This is a genomic window from Stenotrophomonas sp. YJH_SMC_64 (assembly GCF_059371375.1).
Genome location: NZ_JCAFUN010000005.1, coordinates 179,782 through 203,750 on the forward strand (window position 1 = coordinate 179,782; position 23,969 = coordinate 203,750).

The 23,969-nt window shown below is 64.9% G+C and carries 13 protein-coding genes and 1 other RNA gene; 7 read left to right on the forward strand and 7 right to left on the reverse strand.

Annotated elements, in window-relative coordinates; all coding sequences use genetic code 11:
* Positions 1-154: 154 nt before the first annotated feature.
* Positions 155-3,166, reverse strand: coding sequence for an autotransporter outer membrane beta-barrel domain-containing protein (locus tag AC5P9L_RS07020; protein WP_262094772.1), 3,012 nt, complete (start codon positions 3,164-3,166; stop codon positions 155-157).
* 291 nt (positions 3,167-3,457) lie between these two features.
* Between AC5P9L_RS07020 and AC5P9L_RS07025 the strand changes: the two genes are divergently transcribed.
* Positions 3,458-3,862: a DUF6165 family protein gene (locus AC5P9L_RS07025; RefSeq protein ID WP_005408281.1), complete on the forward strand. Its 405-nt coding sequence runs from the start codon at positions 3,458-3,460 to the stop codon at positions 3,860-3,862.
* A 78-nt stretch (positions 3,863-3,940) separates the two neighbouring features.
* Here AC5P9L_RS07025 and AC5P9L_RS07030 read toward each other — a convergent pair whose 3' ends face one another.
* Positions 3,941-4,987 carry a glycosyltransferase family 9 protein gene (locus AC5P9L_RS07030; RefSeq protein ID WP_099474417.1) on the reverse strand — a complete coding sequence of 349 codons (1,047 nt, stop codon included), beginning with the start codon at positions 4,985-4,987 and terminating at the stop codon, positions 3,941-3,943.
* Between the two features lie 20 nt (positions 4,988-5,007).
* Between AC5P9L_RS07030 and AC5P9L_RS07035 the strand changes: the two genes are divergently transcribed.
* Genes AC5P9L_RS07035 through AC5P9L_RS07045 form a run of 3 tightly spaced genes read left to right on the forward strand, consistent with a single transcriptional unit; the run spans position 5,008 to position 6,910 of the window.
* The gene (locus tag AC5P9L_RS07035; RefSeq protein WP_012479275.1) at positions 5,008-5,757 is read left to right on the forward strand and encodes a 3-deoxy-D-manno-octulosonic acid kinase; all 750 of its coding nucleotides are present in this window, start codon (positions 5,008-5,010) and stop codon (positions 5,755-5,757) included.
* On the forward strand, positions 5,757-6,524 hold the full coding sequence (locus tag AC5P9L_RS07040) for an MBL fold metallo-hydrolase (RefSeq protein WP_262101842.1): 768 nt from the start codon (positions 5,757-5,759) through the stop codon (positions 6,522-6,524). The genes AC5P9L_RS07035 and AC5P9L_RS07040 overlap by 1 nt, the downstream gene beginning before the upstream one ends.
* Positions 6,521-6,910: a nuclear transport factor 2 family protein gene (locus AC5P9L_RS07045; RefSeq protein WP_262101843.1), complete on the forward strand. Its 390-nt coding sequence runs from the start codon at positions 6,521-6,523 to the stop codon at positions 6,908-6,910. Before AC5P9L_RS07040 ends, AC5P9L_RS07045 begins: the two co-directional genes overlap by 4 nt.
* Before the next feature lie 78 nt (positions 6,911-6,988).
* Here AC5P9L_RS07045 and ffs read toward each other — a convergent pair.
* An RNA gene (gene ffs / locus AC5P9L_RS07050) (signal recognition particle sRNA small type) lies at positions 6,989-7,085 on the reverse strand.
* 300 nt (positions 7,086-7,385) lie between these two features.
* Here ffs and AC5P9L_RS07055 point away from each other — a divergent pair.
* Positions 7,386-7,703, forward strand: a complete 318-nt coding sequence (locus AC5P9L_RS07055) for a DMT family transporter (protein WP_005408286.1) — start codon at positions 7,386-7,388, stop codon at positions 7,701-7,703.
* Positions 7,704-8,061: 358 nt separating this feature from the next.
* A complete protein-coding gene (locus tag AC5P9L_RS07060; protein WP_262101844.1) occupies positions 8,062-18,954 on the forward strand; it encodes an autotransporter-associated beta strand repeat-containing protein in 10,893 nt (3,630 codons plus the stop codon).
* A 57-nt stretch (positions 18,955-19,011) separates the two neighbouring features.
* On the opposite strand, the gene AC5P9L_RS07065 is transcribed toward AC5P9L_RS07060, so the two are convergent.
* Positions 19,012-19,455, reverse strand: coding sequence for a GNAT family N-acetyltransferase (locus tag AC5P9L_RS07065; protein WP_262101845.1), 444 nt, complete (start codon positions 19,453-19,455; stop codon positions 19,012-19,014).
* Positions 19,456-19,530: 75 nt separating this feature from the next.
* Positions 19,531-20,637 carry a DUF3667 domain-containing protein gene (locus AC5P9L_RS07070; RefSeq protein ID WP_262101846.1) on the reverse strand — a complete coding sequence of 369 codons (1,107 nt, stop codon included), beginning with the start codon at positions 20,635-20,637 and terminating at the stop codon, positions 19,531-19,533.
* Between the two features lie 418 nt (positions 20,638-21,055).
* Between AC5P9L_RS07070 and AC5P9L_RS07075 the strand changes: the two genes are divergently transcribed.
* A complete protein-coding gene (locus AC5P9L_RS07075) occupies positions 21,056-21,388 on the forward strand; it encodes a GrlR family regulatory protein (RefSeq protein WP_262101847.1) in 333 nt (110 codons plus the stop codon).
* Positions 21,389-21,575: 187 nt separating this feature from the next.
* Here AC5P9L_RS07075 and AC5P9L_RS07080 read toward each other — a convergent pair whose 3' ends face one another.
* Entirely contained in the window at positions 21,576-22,877 is a 1,302-nt protein-coding gene (locus tag AC5P9L_RS07080; RefSeq protein WP_262101848.1) for an SMODS domain-containing nucleotidyltransferase, read from the reverse strand.
* Positions 22,874-23,479: an SLATT domain-containing protein gene (locus AC5P9L_RS07085; RefSeq protein WP_262101849.1), complete on the reverse strand. Its 606-nt coding sequence runs from the start codon at positions 23,477-23,479 to the stop codon at positions 22,874-22,876. The genes AC5P9L_RS07080 and AC5P9L_RS07085 overlap by 4 nt, the downstream gene beginning before the upstream one ends.
* Between the last annotated feature and the right edge of the window lie 490 nt (positions 23,480-23,969).

Here is a 23,969-nt window from a genome sequence, read left to right on the forward strand (position 1 = left end):
CTTCTTTCATCTGGCGCGGGAACGCGACGCGCGTTTCGCGCGTCGCCCGAGACGTTGCGCCGCTCGTTGCCCGCTGGGTGCATCCACGCACGGCGTGGAAGGCAAGGCCATTCGCACAGGGTGGGGATCCATGCCCTGTGCGAATGGCGTGTGCTCAGAACGTGTAGCCCAGCCCCAGCTGTATGCCGTTCTGGGTCTGGCCGTCGCGCCGTTCGCCCACGTAATCAACCATCACCGACAGGCGCTTGCTGGCACGGCTGGTCACGCCCAGGTTCCAGGCCAGGACCTGCTCACCGACGGGCTGGCTGCTGGCACTGAACAGCAGGTCCGGGGCGGCGGCGAAGCCGTTGCTGTAGCGGGCCTGGGTATCGCCCAGCTCCTTCTGCCAGACCACGCGGGCACGGGGGGTGATGCGCTCGCCGTTGTTGCCGTCGAAGGTCTTGAACAACTGCAGGCCAGCGCCCACCCGGATGCTCTCCAGGCTGCCACTGCGGCCGACCAGTGCGGCCGCGTCCTGGCCTTCATTGAACCGCGTGGCCGAGGTGCGCGTGTAGTCGATCACCGGCAGCAGCGGCTGGATCACCACGCCGTTGCCGGTGGTGAACGAGAACGCATGCTCCACGCGTGCGGAAATCGCGTCGTTGCTGTACTTCGCACGTAGCGGTCCCTGCAGGCCTTCAATGCCCTCGATGCTGCGACGGGTGTCGTGGCGAAGATCGGTGTAGCGGACGGCGGCGGACAGGTAGCCACGCGAATAGAGCGCGTCCACGTAGCCGCCGATATCCAGCGCGCGGACATCGCCGCTGAATCCTGCACCTTCGCTGGACCGGGTCGACATGTCGGCCGCGGCAAGGCTCACGCCCAGTGTCACGCGGTCGTCTGCCAGACGGGTATCGGCACCAAGCGCGATGCCGCCGATGGTGTGGTTCAGGCCGGCGACGCCCGCACCACCCTCGATACGGCCATGGCTGCCGAACCCGCGCGCCCAGAAGCTGCGGTTGTGTCCGGCGTCGCCCGCATCACTGCCTGCATCTGCCGGTGCGACCAGGTGCATCGCCAGCTGGTTGAACAGGCGACTGCCGGTCGTTGCCGATTGCGCCGAGGCGGTCTGCGCGGCCTGTGCTGCCAGGCCGTCCGCATCGCCACCGCTGCGCGATGCTGCCTGGTGCTGCTGCACGACGTTGCCGATGCTGCCGACCAGTGCGGTATCGGCCAGGCGCAGGCTGGCATGCGCGTCGCCGCGCAATGCTCCCGCCTGGCGCGCGATGTCATCGCGGTCAGCGAACTGCAGGGCACCCAGCAGTCCGCTCATCGAGGAGGTGCGCTGCGCAGCGGCCTGTTGCAGTGCGATGCCCAGACCGTCGCCGGATGCGGCGTTGCCGAACAAGCGTGTGTCGTCGAAGGAGGGATTGGCGGTCAGCCACAGGCCGCTGCCGGTCTGGTTGACGGTGAAGCTGAGCAGTGAATTGTGGCGAGGGCGGAATACAGCGCCGGGAGCGGTGAGGTCCACCGCGCTGCCGGCCTCGCCACTGCGCTCGACGTACTGGAAGCGCCCTTCGATGAAGTCCGACACCGGCGCTGCGCGGGTCAGGGTATCGGGCGTAGCGGTGCGGCACCACAGGCCAGCGTACTCACCGTTCGACGCGCTGCAGGGGGCGATGGGCAGCTGCAGGGCGCTGGCATCCACCTGGGTTCCCACCAGGTGGTTCTGCTGCCCGGCCGGGAAGAACGCCTGCTTGATGTCCAGCGTCAGCCTGGCGCTGGGGGCAATGCTCAGCACGGCGCGGTTGATGTTGCCGTACAGGTTGTAGTCACCGGACCGCCGGTCCTCTTCGACCAGGAAGTAGCGAGCTTCTTCCAGCGTCAGTGCCGGTGCGGTGCGCTGGCTGTCGACCTGGAAGGCCAGGTTCGCACCGTCATTGAGGTTGATGTAGCGCCCCTTGCCGATCCGGAAGCGTTCGCTGGTGAACACGTCGTCGCCACCCGGCGCGAGTGCTTCCAGCGAGTAGGGGCGCATGACGATGCCGGAGGGCGCGAGCGTTCCGCCCTCGTTGATGTCGATCGTGGCATTCAATGAACCGTGTCCGGTCAGCACGCCGCCGCGTTCGACCACGGTCAGGCTGCGCAGTGCGCCCTGCTGCAGCTCGATGCGCCCGCCATTGCGGGCGCCGATGGCTTCGGCGTGGTGGATCCAGCCATTCTGCTGCAGGCGCAGCGTGCCACCATCGGCCACTACATACTGCGCGGCTGAGGCGGAATCCAGCGACCAGACGCCGCCCTTGCCGATGCGGATCACGCCGAAGGCGTCGTCCAGCCGGATGTCCGGGGCCGATTGCTGGAAGTAGCGCAGGTTGGCCAGTGCATTGGTGTAACGGCCGCGCACGGCCAGGTTCGGATTGAGGTCTCCGCTCACGTCCTTGTCGATGGAGAGCACGTCGCCGGGCTGGACGTAACCGGCTTCGGTAACGACGCGATCACTGTAGAAGGTGACACCGGGATACGCGGTGCAGTTGCCTGCCGCGCTCTGGTCGCGGGTCGGGCAGAAGCGCGTGGCCACGGCCGCCACGTTCGGGTCGAAGTAGCGCAGGAAGCCCGACTGCTGGGTCAGTTCATAGTGCGCCTGGACGATGCGCGCTTCGATGACCGCGAAGTCGGTCGGGCCGAACATGTCCCGGTAGTACTTGATGTACTTGTCCTGCCCCGGGTACGGGGTAGGGCCGTTCGGGCCGGATTCGCCATGGATGCCCAGCACCGTCTCCGTGTAGTTGCCGTGCGCTGGCAGCAGGCCGAACTGCGTGACCTTGCGCTTCACGCCGGCAACGAAGGCGTCGGCGCAGGCCGAGTAGCAGCCGCCGTCCAGCACGGTATCCAGCCCATGCTGGCGGATGATGGCGCCCATGCCCACGCCACCGGAGGCGGCCCCGCCCGGCGAGTTGCGGAACACCACCTGGCGCAGCGGCGTACCACGGGCCTGCGCGGCCAGGATGTAGGCCTCCAGCGTCTGCGGATCGGTCGCCAGCACGTTGCCGGTGTAGTAGAGCGTGTCTCCATTCACATGGAAGGCACTGGCATGGGCCTGCGGCGCGGCAGCGATGCCGAGAAGTGCAACAAGGGCACTGCCGAGGACGGTGGCGCGACGGGTGGGGAGGGCGGGATATCGATGCATGCGGAGTTCCACGGAAAGGAGTGAAGTGCGGTTGCCGCCCCTTTTTCGCTGCATGAACACGCTGATGCGGCGTGGTTTCAACACGTTGCAGCCTGGGCAGGGCGGGTCGCGCGCGCTCGGCCGTTGGACTGGCCGGGCGAGGAGGGCGACAGGCCGCCTCTCCAGACCGCTAACGCAGCTGCGGGGGGATCTCCCCCAGTCATCGCGCTCGGCTGACCCTGCAGGCGACGGGGCGCAGCGTTTGCGCCGCGCGGGTTACCATGTATGCATCACCTGCTGGAGCCTTCCCCCATGAGCGCTGAAATCCTTGTCCCCGTGTCCTTCGGCGAGCTGCTGGACAAGATCTCGATCCTGCAGATCAAGTCCGAGCGCATCAGCGACGAGGGCAAGCTGGCCAACGTGCGCAGGGAGCTGTCGGCGCTGGAGCAGACCTGGATGGCGCACCCGGCGGCGGTGAAGGACATCGCCAAGCTGCGTGCCGAGCTGAAGGCGGTCAACGAGCAGCTGTGGGACATCGAGGACGACATCCGCCTGAAGGAAAAGGCGCAGGCGTTCGACCAGGGCTTCGTCGACCTGGCGCGCAGCGTCTACCTGCGCAACGACGAGCGTGCGCGCATCAAGAAGGCGATCAACCTGGCGCTGGGCTCGGCGTACGTGGAAGAGAAGTCCTACCAGGATTACGCGCAGCGCGCGTAATCCCGGCGGCCAAAAGGGGGAGGTCCACGCCACGCGTGGATGAAACCGCAGGGCGCAGGCCAACGCCCGGCCGGCCCATCACCCCAGATGATCGGCCACGTAACGCTCGAAAGCCGCGATGCCGTCTTCGACAGTGATCAGTTCCATCACATCGTCGAACTCGATCTTGGTGCCCCATTTCAGATCGGCGGCCTGCTTGGCCAGGTACTTGCGCGCGGCATCGTCGTAGCGGTCCACGCAGTAGCGGCGGTCCGAGTACGGGCCGCTGCGGTTCGGGTTGCTGGCCGCATGCAGGCCCAGCACCTTGGCACCCATCGCGTTGGCAATGTGCATCGGGCCCGAGTCCGGGGTCATCACCAGGTTGGCGCGGGCCAGCAGGGCCGGCAGCTGCTTGAGCGTGTCCTTGCCGACCAGGTCCAGTGCGGGAGTCTGCAGCTGCGCCTGGATGGCATCGGCCATGCTGCGCTCCAGTTCACTGCGGCCGCCGCACAGCACCACCTGCCAGCCGCGCTGGACGGCATGGTTGGCCACGGCGGCGTAGCGGTCGGCGTACCAGTTGCGGCGCACGTGGCTGGAACAGGGCGAGATCATCAGCACCGGGCGGCCATCGTCCTGCCACTGCGCCGCAGCCCACTCGTACGCGGATTGCGGCACGGCCAGATCCCAGCTGACCTCGGTCTGGCGCAGGCCCAGCGGCTCGCAGAAGCTGCCGATGGCGTCCAGCACATGGATGCCGGGGCGGTCGGGGATGCGCTCGTTGATGAAGAGCCCATGCAGGTCCTTGGAGCGGCTGCGGTCGTAGCCGATGCGGCGCTCGGCGGGAATGAAGGCCGACAGCAGGTTGGCGCGGAACGCCACCTGCATCTGCAGCAGCGCTTCAAAACGCCCCGGTGGCAGCTGCTTGCGCAGCTCCTTGACCCCCGCCATGCCGCTCTTCTTGTCGTAGGCGTGGAAGGTGACGCCGGGCAGGCCATCGAGCAGTTTGTGGCCGACCTTGTCGATGATCCAGTGGATCGGCGTGTCCGGACGCGCAGCCTGCAGGGTGCGCACCAGGGGCACCACGTGGGTGACATCGCCGAGTGCGGACAGGCGCAGGAGGCACAAGGAGGAGGACGCTGATGCCATGTGTTGTTAGACTCAATGAAATGGTCGCATTCGACGCCAATGAAGCGCTGACGCCATGCCGCGAGGGTCGCGGCATCGGGGCCATTCTGTTCGACCGCGAGCGGCTGCGGCAAGCCGAGGTTGGCCTGTTCTCGCCCCAGCACTGGGGCAGCAAGGCCCGGCCGGTCGGCGAGGGCGGCCGCGGCAGCGCCTGGTTCATCGATGCGCCGTTCGGCGCCAGCGTGCTGCGCCACTACCTGCGCGGCGGCCTGGCAGCGAAGATCAGCCATGACCAGTACCTCTGGCGTGGCTCGGACCGGACCCGGAGCTTTGCCGAATTCCGCCTGATGCGCGCCCTGCGCGAGAAGAAGCTGCCGGTGCCCAGGCCGATCGCCGCGTACTACATGCGCGAAGGCCTGCGCTACCGGGCGGCAATCCTGATGGAGCGGATCGAGGGCGTGCGCTCGCTGGCCGACCGTGCGCTGGTCGCCGGACGGGGCGCGCCCTGGGAAGAGACCGGGCGGCTGATCGCCCGCTTCCACCGTGCCGGCCTGGACCATGCCGACCTCAACGCGCACAACATCCTGTTCGATGGCAACGGCCATGGCTGGCTGATCGACTTCGACCGTGGGGTGATCCGCATTCCGGCCACCGCCTGGCGCGAACGCAACCTCAAGCGCCTGCTGCGCTCGCTGATCAAGCTGCGCGGCGAGCGCAGCGTGGAGGACGTGCAGAAGGACTACGCGCGGCTGAGGCGCGCCTATGACATGGCCTGGAACCGGGGCACCTGATGGGCTGGTCGTTGCGTTTCCTCGGCGTCGGCAACGCGTCGGCGGTCGAGCTGGGGTCGCCGATGTCGGTGATCGAGCGGGACGGGCGGCCATGGCTGACGATCGACTGCGGCGGCGAAGGCCTGACCGCGTTCAAGGCGCACTATGGGCACATGCCGCAGGCACTGTTCGTCACCCATGTGCACCTGGATCACGTGGCCGGTTTCGAGCGGCTGTTCGTCGATACCTTCTTCAGTACGCAGCGCCGCGGCAAGGTGCGCCTGTATGTGCCTGCCACCGTGGTGCCGCTGCTGCACAAGCGCATCGGTGACTACCCGAACGTGCTGGCCGAGGGCGGTGCCAACTTCTGGGATGCGTTCCAGTTGATCGTGGTGGGCGAGGCGTTCTGGCACGAGGGCGTGCGCCTGGAAGTATTCCCGGTACGCCACCACTGGCCGGAGACGGCGTACGGCCTGCGCCTGCAGGGCGCGCTGACCTGGAGCGGCGATACCCGGCCGATTCCGGAGATGCTGGCACGCTACGCCAACGAGAACGAACTGATCGCCCACGACTGCGGCCTGCAGGGTAATCCGTCGCATACCGGTGTGGACGACCTGGAGCGTGAGTACAGCGCCGAGCTGCAATCGCGGATGATGCTCTACCACTACGCCAGCGTGGCTGACGGTGCGGCGCTGGCCGCGCGCGGCCACCGCGTGGCGCAGCCGGGGCAGTGCGTGCCGCTGGCGACCCCCACTGCACCGCACGTGCTGGCGCAGGATCCGCCGTGAGCGGTGCCGGCCAGCCCGCCGACGCGGCGCTGGCAGCCGGACTGGAGGTGCTGGAGCGCGCGCTGCATGCGCCTGCGGTGCGGGCCGATCCTGAGCGCCTTGACGCATTGCTGGACGAGGATTTCAGCGAGATCGGCAGTTCCGGGCAATGCTACGGCCGTGATGCAGCCTTGCAGGAGATCCCGTTGGAGCGCGCGCAGGTGCTGATCGAATCGGAACAGTACGCGGTGTGGTTGTTGGCCGACGGTCTGGCCCGGGTGCGTTATCGCAGCCGCCATTACCTCGACGGCCAGCCGCAAGGCTGGGTGCTGCGCAGCTCGCTGTGGCGCCGGCACGGGGATGGATGGCGGATGCTGTTCCACCAGGGCACGCCCGAGGCACGGTAGGACCGGGCCATGTCCGGCGAAGGGCGCCAACCAGGGTTGGCACCTGCCAGGGGTGGGGCGTCGCCGGAAAAGGCGATGGCCCCGCCGGCTGACCTCGGCGCCCGCGTCGATCGATACCGTTGCTGCCTTCCGGCCCTGGCGGGGTTTTCGACCTAGCGTCGCGAGGGGCCGACGGGGCCACCATAGAGACGTCGGCCGCCCGGAGGGCAGCCAGTTCACGGACCAGGGGAAGCAGCGCGCGATGCGCCAGAGACCACAGCCGGACTGCGCATCGGCTGGCCGATGGCAGGCGCGTAGTCTAGCGCAGGCAGGTGCATCGACGCCAGCTTCACGCGCTGAATCCGCTGTAACCCGTTCCCGCCCATGGCGGCCCGGGCCACCCGCCGTTGCTAGAATGCCGGCCAGGAGGAACGGCCTCCCCCATATCGGGAATCAAAGACCAGGACGGCCTGGCCCTACCAAGAGGAGGGCCGTCATGGCCTGGATCTATCTGTTGTTCGCCGGCCTGCTGGAAATCGTCTGGGCCGTGTCCATGAAGCAGTCCGAAGGCTTCACCAAGCTCACCCCCACCGTGGTCACGATCGTCGGCATGATCGCCAGCTTCTGGTTGCTGGCGGTGGCCATGCGCAGCCTGCCGCTGGGCACCGCCTATACGATCTGGACCGGCATCGGCGCGGTCGGTGCGTTCGTGGTTGGCATCGTGTTCCTCGGCGAGCAGGTCAGCCCGATGCGGATCGGTGCAGCGGTGCTGATCGTTTCCGGCCTGGTGCTGATGAAACTCTCGAGCAGCTGAATGATTTACTTATGGCGGGGAAAGGAATCTCCGCTTCCGGCAGGTATATGCATTTTCGGCAAGACCATTTTGTCCGCCCGTTTTATTTGACGTACGTCATGAAAATAACGAGCGTGATTCACATGCCGCTGGCACCGACGGTCGCACAGTGCCGCCATTCGTCGGGCGAAACCGGGGAGTTTTCGCCTTGAGGGACACGCTGTCGTACCTGTCACCGGGTGCGACTGCGTGAAGATGTGAAGATTTTCAGGAGTTAATGCCTTCAAACCTTGTTTCCGCATCGGGAGCCGGGGTGGGCCGCATTGTCTCCAAAAAACCTGCCAGCTGTGCCATCCGGTCTTTTCATGGAGATTTACCGATGAACCGCATTTACCGTCTGGTTTTCAATCGTGCCCTTGGGGTAATGCAGGTTGCTTCGGAGGTCGCCCGGAATCCCGGCGGAAGCGCGGTCAGCGCAGGGCGGGTGCCGCGATTGCGGGCGCACCAGCTGGCGGTGGCTTTGGCCGCCACACTGGCCAGCGGATCGGCATTCGCAGCGTGCACCGGCACCACAACCGTAAACTGCGACAGCACCACCAACATCAACAACTACTCCAACGCGACCAACGGCCTCACGCTGAACATCGCCGCGGGTGCATTGCTGCGTACGCCGCCGGTCGTAGGTGGCGGCAACGCAGCAACGCTGACCGGCGACAACGTGACGGTCAACAACAATGGCACGATCGATCCGAGCTCGATCATCCTCGCCTCGCCCGGCCTGGTCATCGGCAATGGTTCTGCCAACAACAGCGCGATCGTCGTCAACAACAACGCCAGCGGACAGATCAAGGGTGTCGTCAACATCGCAACGCTGCTGGGCTTCGGTGGACAGGCGCTGGTGGCACAGAATGTCAACGGCACCACCACCATCAACAACGCCGGCCTGATCAGCACGTCGCTGATCGGTGCAGGCAGCGTTTCCGACGCGACCACGGTGGTGACCTATGGTGGTGCAGCCGCCAATGTGACCAACACAGGCACCATCGACGGACGCGTCGGCCTGGGTGCTTCTGGCGGTAACACGTTCCTCAATGCGGGGGCGGTCAGTGGCAGCGTTCACCTGGGTGATTCAACCGGCGGCAACACCTTCACCGCAGTGTCGGGTTCCAGCGTTGTGAGCGGCGGCGGCAGCGCTCTTGCCGGCGTGATTACCGGTGTCACCGGGGTAAAGGTTGCGGCTGCGGGATCGGTCGACGCCGGTACCGGCAGTGGTGCGGCCAACAACACGCTGGTGTTGCAGAACGTCGTCAGCGGTCCGGGGTCCGGCATCGGCGGAGCGGTGACCACGCTGGGCTGGAACCAGTACCTCAACTTCCAGAAGCTCACCGTCAACAGCGGCACCTGGAACCTGCAGGGTGCGTGGGCGGGTGCGGGTACGACCACGCTCAATGATGGCCTGGTCAATTTCAACAATGCCGGTTCCTTCGGCACAGGGCTGTTCACCGCCAACGGCGGTGCCATCGCCTCCGCCACGGCCGGTCTGAACCTGGCCAACCCTTTCAGCCTTGGTGGCAATCTGTCCCTGGCAGGGACCAATGCGTTCAGCCTGGGGGGCTTGCTGTCCGGTACTGGCGGGCTGACGGTCAACAACACCGGCATCGTTACTCTCGGCGGCGCAAACCTGTTCTCCGGCGGCGTCAACCTCAATGCCGGCGGCCTGGTGCTGGGCAATGCCGGTGCACTGGGCAGCGGCAACCTGACCGTGGGTGGCAGCGCTTCACTGGATACGACGGCGGGCTTCACCCTGGGCAACAATCTGGTGATCAATGGCGGGGGCTCGCTGAACCTGCTGGGCAGCAATGCGTTGTCATTGAACGGTTCGATCTCCGGTGCCGGCAACCTGACCAAGAGCGGCGCCGGCACCCTCACCTTGAACGGCGCCAATGCGCTGACCGGCAGTTTCAACCTGGCCGGAGGCGCGTTGGCGCTGGGCGCGGGCGGCAGCCTGTCACCCACCGGCGCGATCACGGTCGGCGTCGGTACCACCCTGGACCTGTCGGCGGCCGCCAACCAGACCATCGGTTCGCTGGCGGGCCTCGGCGGTTCGGTCAACCTGGGCAGCCACACGCTCACCCTCGCGGGGCTGGGCGATACCAGCTACAGCGGTACGTTCGCCGCAGGCACGGGTGGCCTGGTCAAGCTGGGCACCGGCGTGCAGACCTTGTCGGGCGTGAACAACCTCAGTGGCGGCGTGGCACTCAACGGCGGTGGCCTGCTGCTGGGCAATGCTGCTGCGCTGGGCAGCGGTGCGCTCAGTGTCGGCGGCAACGTGACGCTCGATGGAACCACGGGGGCGCTTGCACTGGCCAACGCGGTCAACCTCGGTTCGGGTGCCAGCCTCAATCTGCTCGGCAACCAGGCGTTGACGTTCAACGGCGTGATCGGTGGCACCGGCAGCCTGGTCAAGAGTGGTGCGACCACGCTGACCCTCAACGCTGCAAATACCTTTGGTGGTGGGCTGGCGCTCAATGCCGGTGGCCTGGTCCTGGGCAATGCCGGCGCGCTCGGAACCGGCGCGCTGAATGTCGGCGGTGCGACAACGCTCGATGCCAGCGCGGCGCTGAGCGTGGGCAATGGCATCAACCTCGGCGCAGGTGGCCTGCTGAATGTACTGGGCAGCAGTGCATTGACGCTGGGCGGCGCCATCGGTGGCACCGGCAGCCTGGTCAAGAACGGTGCAGCCACGCTTACGCTGGGTGGCGCAAATACCTTCACCGGCGGCCTGGCGATCAATGCCGGCAAGGTTGCGGTGGGCAGCGGCGGAAGCCTGGCCGCCGGCGGTGCGGTCAGCCTGGCCGGCGTTGGCGCGGACCTGGACATCTCGCTGGGTGGCAACCAGACCATCGGTGCGTTGTCCGGCGTGGCTGGCAGCACCCTGTCGCTGGGCAGCAGCACGCTGACCTTCGGTGATGCCACCAACCAGACCTTCGCCGGCGTCATCGGCGGCACCGGTGGCCTGATCAAGCAGGGCACCGGCGTGCAGACGCTGACCAGCGCCAGCACCTTCAGCGGTGGGGTGAATCTTGCCGCTGGTGGCCTGGTGCTGGGCAACGCCGGTGCGCTGGGAAGCGGTGCGCTGACCGTCAGTGGCAACGGTTCGCTGGACGCCACTGCTGCACTGAACCTGGGCAATGCGATCAACCTCGGCGCGGCGTTGACCCTGCCGGGCAGCCAGAACCTGGCCCTGGCCGGCAACGTCACCGGCACCGGCAGCCTGGTCAAGAATGGCGCGTCGACACTGACCTTGAACGGTACCAACACCTTCAGCGGTGGACTGAGCGCAAACGCCGGCAGTCTGCTGCTGGGCAACAGTGGCGCACTCGGTACGGGAGTATTGGGCATTGGCGGCAGCGTCTCGCTCGATGGCGGCGCCCCGCTGAACCTGGCCAACAATGTGTCCCTGGGCGCGGGTGCCGCGCTGTCGCTGCCGGGCTCGCAGGCGATCACGCTGGGTGGCGTGGTGTCCGGTGCCGGCAGGCTGGTCAAGAATGGTGCCACCACCTTGACCCTCAACGGCGCCAACAGCTTCGGTGGTGGGCTGACCGTCAACGGCGGCGGCGTGTTCCTGGGGAACGCCGGCGCACTGGGCACCGGTGCACTGTCGGTGGGCGCCAATGCCACGCTGGACAGTTCAGTAGCGCTGAACCTCGCCAACGACCTCAACCTTGGGGCAGGCGCGGCGCTGGATCTGCTGGGCAGCCAGAACGTGTCGCTGGGCGGTCTCATCAGTGGTACTGGCAGCCTGGTCAAAAACGGTACGGCGACGCTGGCGTTGAACGGCGCCAATACGTTCAGCGGGGGCGTCGGCCTCAACGCGGGCCTGCTGCAGCTGGGCAATGCGCAGGCGCTGGGTACCGGCCAGCTGGAGGTGGGCGGCAACGCTTCGCTGGAGGCCACAACGGCGCTGGCGCTGGGCAACAACATCGGTCTCGCTGCCGGTGCCAACCTTTCCGTGCTGGGCAGCAATGACCTGACGCTGGCCGGTCCGGTATTCGGTGCCGGTGGGCTGATCAAGGACGGCACGGCGCGGTTGACGTTGTCGGGCGCCAATACCTACAACGGAGGCACCACCATCAACGCCGGCACGCTGGCGCTGGGCGCAGGCGGCAGTCTCGCCGCAGCCGGTGCGGTGAATCTTGCCGGTGCGGGCGCGACACTGGACATCTCCGCAGCCGGTGCGGCACAGACCATCGGCGCGTTGAATGGCGTGGCGGGCAGCCAGCTGGCGCTGGGCGCGCAGTCGCTGACCTTTGGCGGTGCCAGCAATGGCAGCTTTGCCGGTGTGATCGGTGGTACCGGCGGCCTGGTCAAGACCGGCACGGGCGTGCAGACGCTGTCCGGTGCAAACACGTTCAGTGGTGGCCTTGCGCTCAACGCGGGTGGGTTGGTACTGGGCGATGCAGGTGCGCTTGGTACCGGTGCGCTGGGTATTGGCGGCACCACCACGCTGGACAGCACGGTGGCATTGAATCTGGCCAACGCGGTGAACTTCGGTGCCGGCACCCAGCTCACCCTGGGCGGAACCAGTGACGTTGCATTCGGAGGCGTGCTGAGCGGCAACGGCAGCCTGGTCAAGAATGGTGCGGGCCTGCTGACCCTCAACAACACCAATACCTTCGGTGGCGGCCTGACCTTGAACGGTGGTGGCCTGGTGGTCGGCGCGAATGGTGCGCTCGGTACCGGTGCGCTGGCGGTCAATGCCAGCACCACGCTGGATGCAGGTACTGCAGTGACGCTCGGCAATGCGGTCACGCTGGGCTCGGGCGTCGCACTCACGCTGCCCGGCAGCAATGCGCTGACGCTGTCCGGCGTGGTCGGCGGCAATGGCAGCCTGATCAAGAATGGCGGCACCACGCTGACGCTGTCCGGTGCCAACACCTACACCGGCGGTACCACCATCAACGCCGGCACGCTCGCGTTGAGTACGGGTGGCAGTCTCGCCGCAGTCGGTGATGTCACGCTGGGCGCAGGCGCTGGCTTCGATATCTCCGGCGCCGGCAGCAACCAGACCATCGGTGCACTCAACGGAGCGGGGGGAAGCACGCTGACGCTGGGCGGCAATTCGCTCACCTTCGGTACCGCTGGCAACGCCGCGTTCGATGGCGTGATCAGCGGCGGTGGTGGCCTGGTCAAGGTGGGCGCGGGCGTACAGACCTTGTCCGGCGCCAATACCTTCGGTGGTGGCGTGACGCTCAATGCAGGCGGACTGGTGCTCGGCAATGACGCAGCGCTGGGCACGGGCGCATTGACCGTCGGTGGTGCTGCCACGCTGGATACCACCGGTCTGGCAACGCTGGCCAACAACATCGCGCTCAACGCCGGGCTGACCGTAATCGGGACCAATGCACTGACGCTCAACGGCGTCCTTTCCGGTACCGGCAGCCTCACCAAGAATGGCAGCGCGACGCTGACCCTGAACGGCATCAACACCTACACCGGTGGCACCAACATCAACGCCGGCACGCTGGCGCTGGGGGCCGGTGCCAGCCTGGCCGCGAGCGGTACCGTCAATCTTGCCACCGGCGCCACGCTGGACCTGTCGGCCGGCAGTGGCACGCAGCAGTTCGGCACGCTGGTCGGCAACGGTACGGTGAACCTCGGTGCCAACTCGATCGAAGTGGGCGGCGCCACCGATGGCACCTTCAGTGGCTCGATCGCAGGCACCGGTGGCCTGACCAAGGTCGGTGCCGGCATCGAGACGCTGACCGGTGCCAACACCTACACCGGCGGCACTTTCATCAACGCCGGTACCCTGGCGATCGGCCCCGGCGGCAGTCTGGCCGCGACCGGTGCGGTGACGCTCACTGCGGCAGGCACAGGCTTCGATATCTCCACTGCCGGCGCCAACCAGACCATCGGGGCGTTGAACGGCGTGGCGGGTTCGACGGTGAGCCTGGGGGCACAGACACTGACCCTGGGCGGCGTTGGCAACAGCATCTTCGATGGCGCGATCTCCGGCACCGGCGGCCTGGTCAAGAATGGCGCCGGCAGCCTCACGCTGGGCGGTGCCAACCTGTTCAGCGGTGGCGTCGCGCTCAATGGCGGCGCATTGGTGGTCGGCAACAACGCTGCGCTCGGCAGCGGTGCGCTGACGGTGGGAAGCAACGCGACGCTGGATGCATCCACCGGCGTCAGCCTGGCCAACAACATCAACCTCGCATCGGGTGCCAACCTCGATCTGCTCGGCAGCCAGGCGCTGACCCTGGGCGGCGTGATCTCCGGCACGGGCGGGCTGATCAAGGACGGTGCGGCCACGGTGACCCTGAGCGGCGCCAACACCTACACCGGTGGCACCACCATCAACAGCGGCACGCTGGCGATCGGCGCTGGTGGCAGCCTCGCCGCGGCCGGCGCAGTGAACCTGGCCGGTGCCGGCACGTTCGACATTTCGGCGGGCAACCAGGCCATCGGTTCGCTGGCCGGCGTCGCCGGCAGTACGGTGGCGCTGGGCGGCAGCACGCTGACCCTGGGCGGCACCGTGGACAGCACCTTCAGCGGTGCGATCAGTGGCAACGGCGGCCTGGTCAAGAACGGCGCAGGCGTGCAGACGTTCAACGGCGCCAGCACCTTCAGCGGCGGCGTAGCGCTCAACGCCGGTGGCCTGGTGGTCGGCAACAATGCTGCGTTGGGCACCGGTGCGGTGACGGTCGGAGGCGCTGCGACGCTCGATTCGAACACGGCGGTCACCCTCGCCAACAACTTCACCCTCAACAACGCGTTGACCGTCCTCGGCAGCAACAACCTCACCCTCAACGGCATCCTCAGTGGTACCGGCTCACTGACCAAGGAGGGTGCCGCGACGCTGACCTTGAATGGTGCCAACACCTATACCGGCGGTACTTTCATCAACGCCGGCACCCTGGCACTGGGTGCTGGCGCCAGCCTGGCCTCCTCAGGCACCGTCAACCTGGCCACGGGGGCGACCTTCGATCTGTCAGCAGGCAGCGGCACGCAGCAGTTCGGTACCCTGATCGGCAGCGGTACAGTGAATCTGGGCGCCAACACGCTGACGATCGGAGGCCCTGCCAATGGCACCTTCAGTGGCTCGGTGGCCGGCTCCGGTGGCCTGATCAAGGAAGGTTTGGGCACCCAGACGTTGACCGGCACCAACACCTTCACCGGTGGCACCACCATCAACGCCGGCACGCTGGCGATCGGTGCCGGCGGCAGCCTCGCGGCGACTGGTGCGGTGAACCTGGCCAATGCCGGTACCGCCTTTGACATCAGCGCGGGTGGTGCGCAGGCGATCGGTTCGCTGGCAGGCGTGGCGGGTTCGACAGTGGCGCTGGGCGGCAGCACGCTGACCCTCAATGGCGTGGGCAATACCACGTTCGCCGGCACCATCGGAGGGGCCGGTGGCCTGGTAAAGAACGGCGCAGGCATCCAGGGCTTGACTGGCGTCAACGTCTTCACGGGCGGCGTGGCCCTCAATGCCGGTGGCCTGCTGCTGGGCAACGACGGTTCGCTGGGCATCGGCGCGCTGACCGTAGGCGGCAACGCCAGCCTGGATGGCACCAGTGCGCTGACTCTGGCCAACACCGTGCAGCTGGCCAGCGGCACGCTGACTCTGGCCGGCAGCAACGCGCTGACCTTGAACGGACCGATCAGCGGTGCCGGTGGCCTGCTGAAGGATGGCGCGGCGACGGTCACCCTGGGCGGTGCCAGCAGCTATACCGGCACCACCACCATCAACAGCGGCACGCTGGCGGTAGCAGCCGGCGGCAGCCTGTCCGGTGCCAGCACGGTCAACCTGGCCGGTGCTGGCACACTGGATATCAGCGCCGGTGGCAACCAGAGCATCGGCGGCCTGGCCGGTGTGGCCGGCAGCACGGTGGCGCTGGGAGGCGCAACGCTGACTACCGGCGTCAACAACGCCAGCACCGTGTTCGCTGGCGTCCTCAGTGGCACCGGCGGCCTGGTGCAGGGAGGTACCGGTACGCTGACCCTGAGCGGCGACAACACCTATACCGGCGGTACCACCATCAACGGTGGCAGCACCCTGCAGATCGGCAACGGTGGCAGCACCGGTTCGGTGCTGGGCGACATCACCAACAATGGCAGCCTGGTCTACAACCTCGGCACCACGGCAACCGTGGGTGCGGTGGTCAGTGGCAATGGCGGTCTGACCCAGGACGGCAGCGGCACGCTGGTGCTGACCGGCAACAACACCTACACCGGAGGGACCACCATCAATGCCGGCGGCACGCTGCAGATCGGCAACGGTGGTGCGACCGGTGCGATCGTCGGCGACATCACCAACAACGGCGCGCTGGTGTCCAACGTGGCCGGCAACACCACGCTCGGTGGCACCATCAGCGGCAGTGGCGGCCTGACCCAGGCCGGCAGCGGCGTGCTGGTGCTGACCGGCAACAACACCTATACCGGCGGCACCACCGTCAATGCCGGTGGCACCCTGCAGGTGGGCAATGGCGGTGCGACCGGTGCGATCACCGGCAACGTTGCCAACAACGGCAGCCTGGTATTCAACGTGGGCGGCAACACCACGGTCGGTGGCGCGATCAGCGGCAGCGGTGGCCTGACCCAGGCCGGCAGCGGCGTGCTGACCCTGGTCGGCAACAACACCTATACCGGTGGCACCACGATCAATACCGGCGGTACGCTGCAGGTCGGCAACGGCGGGGCAACCGGCGCCATCGCTGGAGACATCACCAACAATGGCGCGTTGATCTCCAACGTGGCCGGCAACACCGCGCTGGGCGGCACCATCAGCGGTACGGGTGGCCTGACCCAGGCGGGCAGTGGGTCGCTGGTGCTGACTGGGACCAACACCTACACCGGCGGTACCACCATCAACGCCGGCGGCACGCTGCAGCTGGGCAATGGTGGTGCGACCGGCTCGATCGTCGGTGACGTCACCAACAACGGCACGCTGGTGTCCAACGTGGCGGGCAACACCACGCTGGGTGGCACCATCAGCGGCAGCGGCGGCCTGACCCAGGCCGGCAGCGGCACTCTGACCGTGACCGGCAACAACACCTACACCGGGCCGACCACGATCAATGCAGGCGGCACGCTGCAGGTCGGCAACGGCGGTGCGACCGGCGCGATCGGTGGCAACGTCACCAACAACGGCAACCTGGTGTTCAACGTGGCCGGCAATACCACGGTCGGTGGCGCCATCAGCGGCAGCGGTGGCCTGACCCAGGCCGGCAGCGGCACGTTGATCCTGGGCGGCAACAACACCTATACCGGTGGCACCACCATCAATACCGGCGGCACGTTGCAGGTCGGCAATGGCGGCGCCAGCGGCGCGATCGCCGGCAACGTCAGCAACAACGGCAGCCTGGTGTTCAACGTGGGCGGCAACACCACCGTCGGAGGCACCATCAGCGGCAATGGTGGCCTGACCCAGGCCGGCACCGGAACGGTCACCCTGACCGGCAACAACACCTACACCGGCGGCACCACCATCAATGCCGGCGGCACCGTGCAGGTCGGCAATGGCGGCGCCAGCGGCTCGATCACCGGCAATATCACCAACAACGGTGGCCTGGTCATCAACACCGGCGGCACCACCACGCTGGGCGGCACCATCAGCGGTGGTGGCAGCATCGTGCAGGCAGGCCCGGGCGGCCTGAACCTAGGCGGCAACAGCGGCGGCTTCAGCGGCACCGGCCAGGTCACCGGGGGTGGCCTGAATGTCACCGGCAACATCGGTGGCCAGTGGACCATCGGCAGCGGTACCACGCTGTCCGGTACCGGGACCATCGGTGGCACGGGTGGCGGCGTGACGGTGTCCAGCGGCGGCGTGCTGTCGCCGGGCAATGGCCCGGGCAACGGCAGTGGTGCAGGCAATGGCACCGGCACGATCACGGTGGGCGGCAACCTGACGTTGTCGCCGGGCAGCACGCTGGGCGTCGATCTGGGTGCCAGCGGCAGCGACACGGTGCAGGTGGGCGGCAGCGCCAACGTGGGTGGCAGCATCGTCAAGGTGAATACCATCTCGCCGAACACCAGCTACCAGCAGGGCCAGCAGTACACCGTGATCAACGCGGGTGGTGGCGTCAGCGGGCAGTTCGCTTCGGCGACCTCGCCGTCGGCCTTCCTGACCATCACCCCGGTCTATACCGCCAACACGGCCAACCTGCAGATCGACGTAGCGCAGACCGCGGCATTCACCACGGCGGCGAAGACGCGCAACCAGTACAACACCGCTGCAGCGCTGGACAGCCTGCCGCAGAGTGGTTCGGCACTGGGCCTGTACAACACGCTGCTGATGTATGACGCGGGTACCGCGCGTGCGGCGTTCGACCAGTTGTCCGGCGAGGTGCATGCGGCCAGCCGTGCGGTGCTGCTGTACGACAACTACCTGGAAGAGGGCATCCGCCAGCGTCTCGGCAGCGAACTGCCGACCGTGCGTGGCGAGCGTGCCTCGGCCTGGCTGGCCGGCAGCGGCAAGGTGTTCCGCCAGGACGGTGACGGCAACGGCGATGACATCCGCTCCAACCGCAATGCACTGATGGCGGGCGTGGACTGGCAGCTGGGCGAACACGTGGTGCTGGGTGCGGCCGCAGGCAACGAGCGGCTGGATACCCGCCTGTACGATCGCAGCTCGCGGGCCCGCCTGCGCGGCAACACGTTCGGCCTGTATGCGCAGGGCCAGTGGAACAACGGCTTTGCGGTCGGCGGCAGCGTATCGCGCGGTGACTACCGCACGCGTACCACGCGTGAGGTGCCGCTGCTGGGCCAGACCCTGTACAGCCGCCAGGATTCGGATGTGACCATCGCGCAGGTGGAGGGCAGCTGGACCTGGACCCATGGCAGGACCCAACTGCAGCCGTATGTGCAGTTCACCAGGCACTGGGTCGACAGCGATCGTGCGGTGGAGCAGGGCGGCACGGCTGCGCTGGTGCTGGAAGGCGGCAAGGACACGCTCAATGTCAGCACCGTGGGGGTGCGCGGCCGTTGGGATGTGGGCAGCGGCGAGCGCTTCCCGGCGCAGCTGACGGTTGGCCTGGGCTGGCAGCATGCATCGGGTGATACCGATGTGGCCAGCCGCAACCGCTTCGCCGTTGGTGGCAACGCGTTCGATGTCTACAGCGCGGTGATGGCGCGCAACGCGCTGGTCAGCCAGGTCGGCGTGGCGGTGGGCCTGGGTCGCAACAGCCAGCTGTCGATGTTCGTGCAGGGCCAGTACGGCGATGGTCGCCGCGATGTCGGCGGGCAGATCAACCTGCGCGTGGGCTTCTGAGGGGAGCAGGGCAGCAAGGGATCCACGCGCGGCGTGGATCCGGGCCGGGGCGGAGGGCTACACCCTCCGCTCCATCTCCACGGCGTCGATCCCGGCGCCGTGGCCATCGGGTACCACCCGTGTCACCTGGAAGCCGAGGCCAGCGTAGAACCCTTGGGTGTGCTGGCTGGTGCTGAGCGTGATGCGCGCAATCGAGGCATCACGTTCGGCCTGCTGCAGTCGTGCCACCGCCAGTTCGCGGCCGATTCCCTGCCGGTGCAGCGCGCGCTGCACCATGCCCCAGCAGAAGCCGGCGCTGCCATCGTCGCGGCGCGAGAGCCCGCCGCAGGCAATGATGCTGCCGTCGCGCTCGATGACCTGGAACGCGCAGTCCGTGGCCTGCTCATGCAGGAAGCGTTCGAAATCGCTGCGCTCTTCGGGCGCGAAGTAGGTGGGTACGTTGCTGTCGAAGATCGACAGACAGGCGCTGGCATCCGTGTGGCGGTAGAGGCGGAGTGTCATGTGCCCACAATAGACGATCGTCAGTAGATCCACGCCATGCGTGGATTCATGGGCCGGATACCGTGCGTGCTTCGCTCAGGCCGAGATTCCCGCCAGCACCGCATACATCACCACGAAGCTGACCAGGAACAGGTAGACGCCGCCGATGGCCAGGTAGCGCAGCACGGTCAACGCCTTGTTGCCGCCATACACGCGCTGCTGCATCCACAGCAGATAGACCGGGACCGCCAGCCACAGCAGTGCATACAGCCATTGGCTGACGGCGCCGAATGCGGGGGATGCGAGCGCGCCGCTGATGCCGGCGATGAGGAACGTGGCCAGCGGCACCATCATCAGCCAGCAATGGCTGTACAGCGCGACCACCAGGTGTTCCAGATAGCCCATCGGCCGCGGGATGTAGGCGATGCGCAGCACCAGCGCGAACACTGGCATCAGGAAGAACAGGGCGCCGGGCAGGGCGGTCAGGATCGCCTGCATGTACAGGTCGGTCTTGCCGCCCATGCGCTGGATGTTGGTGTTGCCGTTCTGCAGGCGCTTGTTGAGCCAGTTGTTGGCGAACATCGGCCAGCCGGCAACCACGATGGGATTGGTGTCCGCATCCCAGGGCTTGCCGTTGACGGTGTGGTTGAAGAACGTGCCGTGCTCCGTCGCGGCGGCCTGCTTGCCGGTGCCAGTGAGTTCGGCCTTGCGCTGCGCGGCTGCGGCATTCACTGCGGCCCTGGCCATGGCAAATCCGGCGTTGCCGGTGGCGGGTGAGCTGGACTGCTGGCGATCGATCATCGCCAGCTGTTCCGCGCGGGCGGCTTCGACCTGTTCAACCGTGGACGCCTTGGCGTACAGCGGTTCACCACGGCCCATGTTGATGTCGTCGACGTGGACGAACAGCTTGCCGATGAAGAACGTAAACAGGGTGAGGATGACGAACAGCCGCAGCGGCTGCACGTACCCCACCCGGCGGCCTTTGAGGTAGTTCAGCGCGATGCGGCCCGGGACCCACAGATCGCGCAGCGTGCGGAAGATGCGCCCATCCAGGTGCCAGAAGGATTCGAACACTTCCTCGATGGCATGGCCCACATGCTTGAGCGGGTTGTGCGCGGATTGGCCGCAGCGATGGCAGTAGTGGCCATGCAGGGCGGTGTCGCAGTTCTCGCAGGCGGCGTGCGCGCTGTCGGTCGAGCTCATGGGCAATGGGCCAAGCGTCGGTTGAAGGCGCCTACGATAGCGAATTTTCAGGTTTCGTTCAGTTTTGTTATGTGGCGTACGGAGGGCGTGGGCCGTCGTGAGGAGCATCCACGCATGGCGTGGATCTACCGACGCATCTGGAGGAACAAGCCCCTCTGTTGAGGGGCTGCCACGCAGGCGCGGGGAGATGGATCGATTTCAGCCAAGGTCTCTGTTCCTTTGGTACGAAACACTGCAAAAGTAGGGGGCCCATGATTCATGATCAGAGCAAATTTAGAGAAGAAGACGATTTCGGTACAGAATCATGCAGCTCGATGTTCTATGAAAGATGGTTCTGTCGCAATTGATACGGTTAATCTCGACTCCTGAGATCAGACTGTGCTCTGATGTCGGCTCCTAAGAGAGTAGGAGGTATGTGATGAAAGATGGTATCTATCACGTCAATTTTTCATCGAACATGCAGAGTATGGGGGACGGTGTGGCAGTTTTTAAAGGTCAATCTGTTAATGGTGGAGATGCTGGGTACACCTACTCAGGTCATCTTGATGGTAATGATCATGGCTTTGCCTCTACCCTTTCCATTAAGCGTTGGAATGATTTCTCGGAGTCGGTTTTCGGGGCGTTGGATGAGTTTCGGCTTCAATTCACGGGGAAGTTTGACGACTTCGGGTTCGATGCAGAGGGTTACATCGTGGGGCAGCCACAAGCGAGAATTACTGTCCGCGGTCGATTCTTGGCGCCGGTAGCTTGACGGCCTGCTTTACGAAAACTAAGAAGCCCCGCTGTGCGGGGCTTCTTAGTTTTTTAGTTTTTATATAAGGTGTGGTAGCTGAAAGCTTGCCCGTATCTATTTGGTGACGTTAAGGGCTTGGAGGGCTCGGATTAGTAGGCTTTCCGCCAATACGGAGTTCGAATGGTCTATATCGCCACACGTCTATTCAGATGGGAACTTTGATCTTTCCTCTCGCGACGCAGACGCCGTCTTTAATGGCATATGCCTCGACGTAGTGCTCGCCGGAAAAATCGGCAGTCTCGTACTTTTGTTCTAGCCCGTCTTTGTCAAACGTTATTTCACCTCGAAGCATTTTTTTGCTGATCGCAATTTGTCCCTGGTTTCGGACCTTCCATGCAATCATATATGGCCTTGGGACATCGCATTCAGCCACATAAAACCGTAGGTGACGTCCAAGAGGTACGCATTCACGGCGACGCAGCGCTTGTCGCAAGCGATCGCTGATATTGGTTCCTTCACGCAGTTCAGCTTCGACTTCGAGGGTATAGCGGACATCAATCCCAAATCGCTCTTCGATAAACTGCTCCTGATCGTAGGATAGGCTCAAGGGCTCATTTAGGGATTCCATAGCCAGTGCAGTGATTGTTGCGGAAGGGAATTTGCGACCAAAAACCTTCTTCCATAGTTTAACTTTTGTAGATTCGTTCGTGGCGTCAATGGCTTCCTGGCAACGCGTAGCGGCCCGCTTCGCCTTTGATTGGAATTTTGTCTTGCACTTAACGCGCTGATTGCTTCCTGGAGCCATCCAGTAGTCTTGCATGTCAAGTCCGCCAAGATGGGCGAACAAGGAAACCAGCAGCTGTGGATAATTCTTGTAGGTCGCGTTGTGATAGTTAATATGTTCGATGAAAAAATTGTATGTAAGCGTATCGATTAGAAGCCCCCCAATACCAACGCCAACTTGATTTTTCCACTGACGAAGCATCCTGCAGCAGGCTTTTAGGTTGCCATTCGTTACCCTGTTAAGGTCGTTAAATGCCTTGATCTCAGGTCGGGGCTTGGTTAACTTGAACTCACCAGTGTTTGTGTCCCCATGCCAGAAATCGCCGTTGGCATCCTCATATGCGGGGAGAACCTCCACATGATAGTTGCTGTAGAATACGCCAACAATCTGTCCGTCGACTTTGATTTTCGTCTTGTCATATCGCTTCTCGAGTGATTTCTTAACCTCGTTAAGCATTTCTTTGGGGCCTTCCTTGCCCAGGTCCTTATAGTAATCGTACTTGCTCTTCGGGATCGAGAAGGCCATGTCCAAATCGCTGACGCCATCAATGGCCGTGTATCTTCCGTAAGAACCGATCTGTAGAGTGTGGGCGGTCTCTGAGTCCGAATTCCAGAAGTCCTTGTTCAGACGAGTCGTGATGCTCTCATATTTCGTTGAAATATCGTCGGCATTGCTGACGGTGAGGTTGTCCATAAAAGAGCAGAACAGGCTTGCGTCACTCATGCGCACCCCGCGAACATTTTGATTATTTTAATTGTTACAAGGGACAGGCCCAGAATCAGGGTGAGCGCGACAGTTATGCTGAGGGTGAGTGGAATCTTGTCGCGCCAGAATTTAAAGTGAAGCTGCTCGTCAAGCCAATCAATTTGCGCTTGCCAGAATATCTTGTAGTGAGCGTACCAGTCGCTGATAAAGATGTGTTTGTGGAGCCAGTCTTGCTCGGCTTCCTTTAGTGCTTCGCGATACCTGGATTCTAGGTCGTCCACATTGTCGCTTGGTCCGCGGCTTTTGGCGTCGTGGTAAATGCCCCGCAAGACGTTGAAATTGCTGACGAGCTTTCCTCCTGCCTTGGCATACTTTTCTCGACCATCTTGGAATTGATTAAAGTAGATCGATGCAACGCCAATAACGAGGATCGCCGCTGACAAGTAGTTGTTCGTGAGGGCCGGAATGATAAGCCCAAAGATTCCGACGGCAATTGTGGAGATCGTGAGCCAACCCGGTACCTTTTCGACGATGTCGAAGGTCGCAAAGTGCTTCTTTGCGGAGTACAGGACGTTATAGCCTGTTGTTGCTACCTCTTTGAGTAGCTGATCTCGGTTCATCTTGTCCCCTGTTCTTGGCTCGGCGTCTAGCTAGACCTTCGGTGTTACTTATGGGCAGAGAAGTCGGAAAGCAAGATGCGGGCTGCTACCGCGAAACTTACGACTCATGGAGGCGGAAAAGTTCACCCTTTGGGGCGTTTCCCCCGTAAGTGGCCGGTGACCATGAGACATAGAGGGGCGTCGTGCGGAGTTTCGTGGCTTCTTGGCCAGATCCCCTTGCTATTAGATGTAAGGGGGAAGGCGGGTGCATTCCCATGCACGGATCCCGATCCCGATCCCGATCCCGATGCCGATGCCGATCCCGATGCCGATGCCGATCCCGATGCCGATGCCGATCCCGATGCCGATGCCGATCCCGGCGCGCTGCGCGCTGGGACCCGCCTTCGGCGGTCCGGTTCTGCTCCTGCAGAACCGTCGAACCCCGGCAGGGCTTCTCTCGCCCGATGCTCTCCGCCAGCCAAATAAAAAAGCCGCCCAGAGGGCGGCTTCT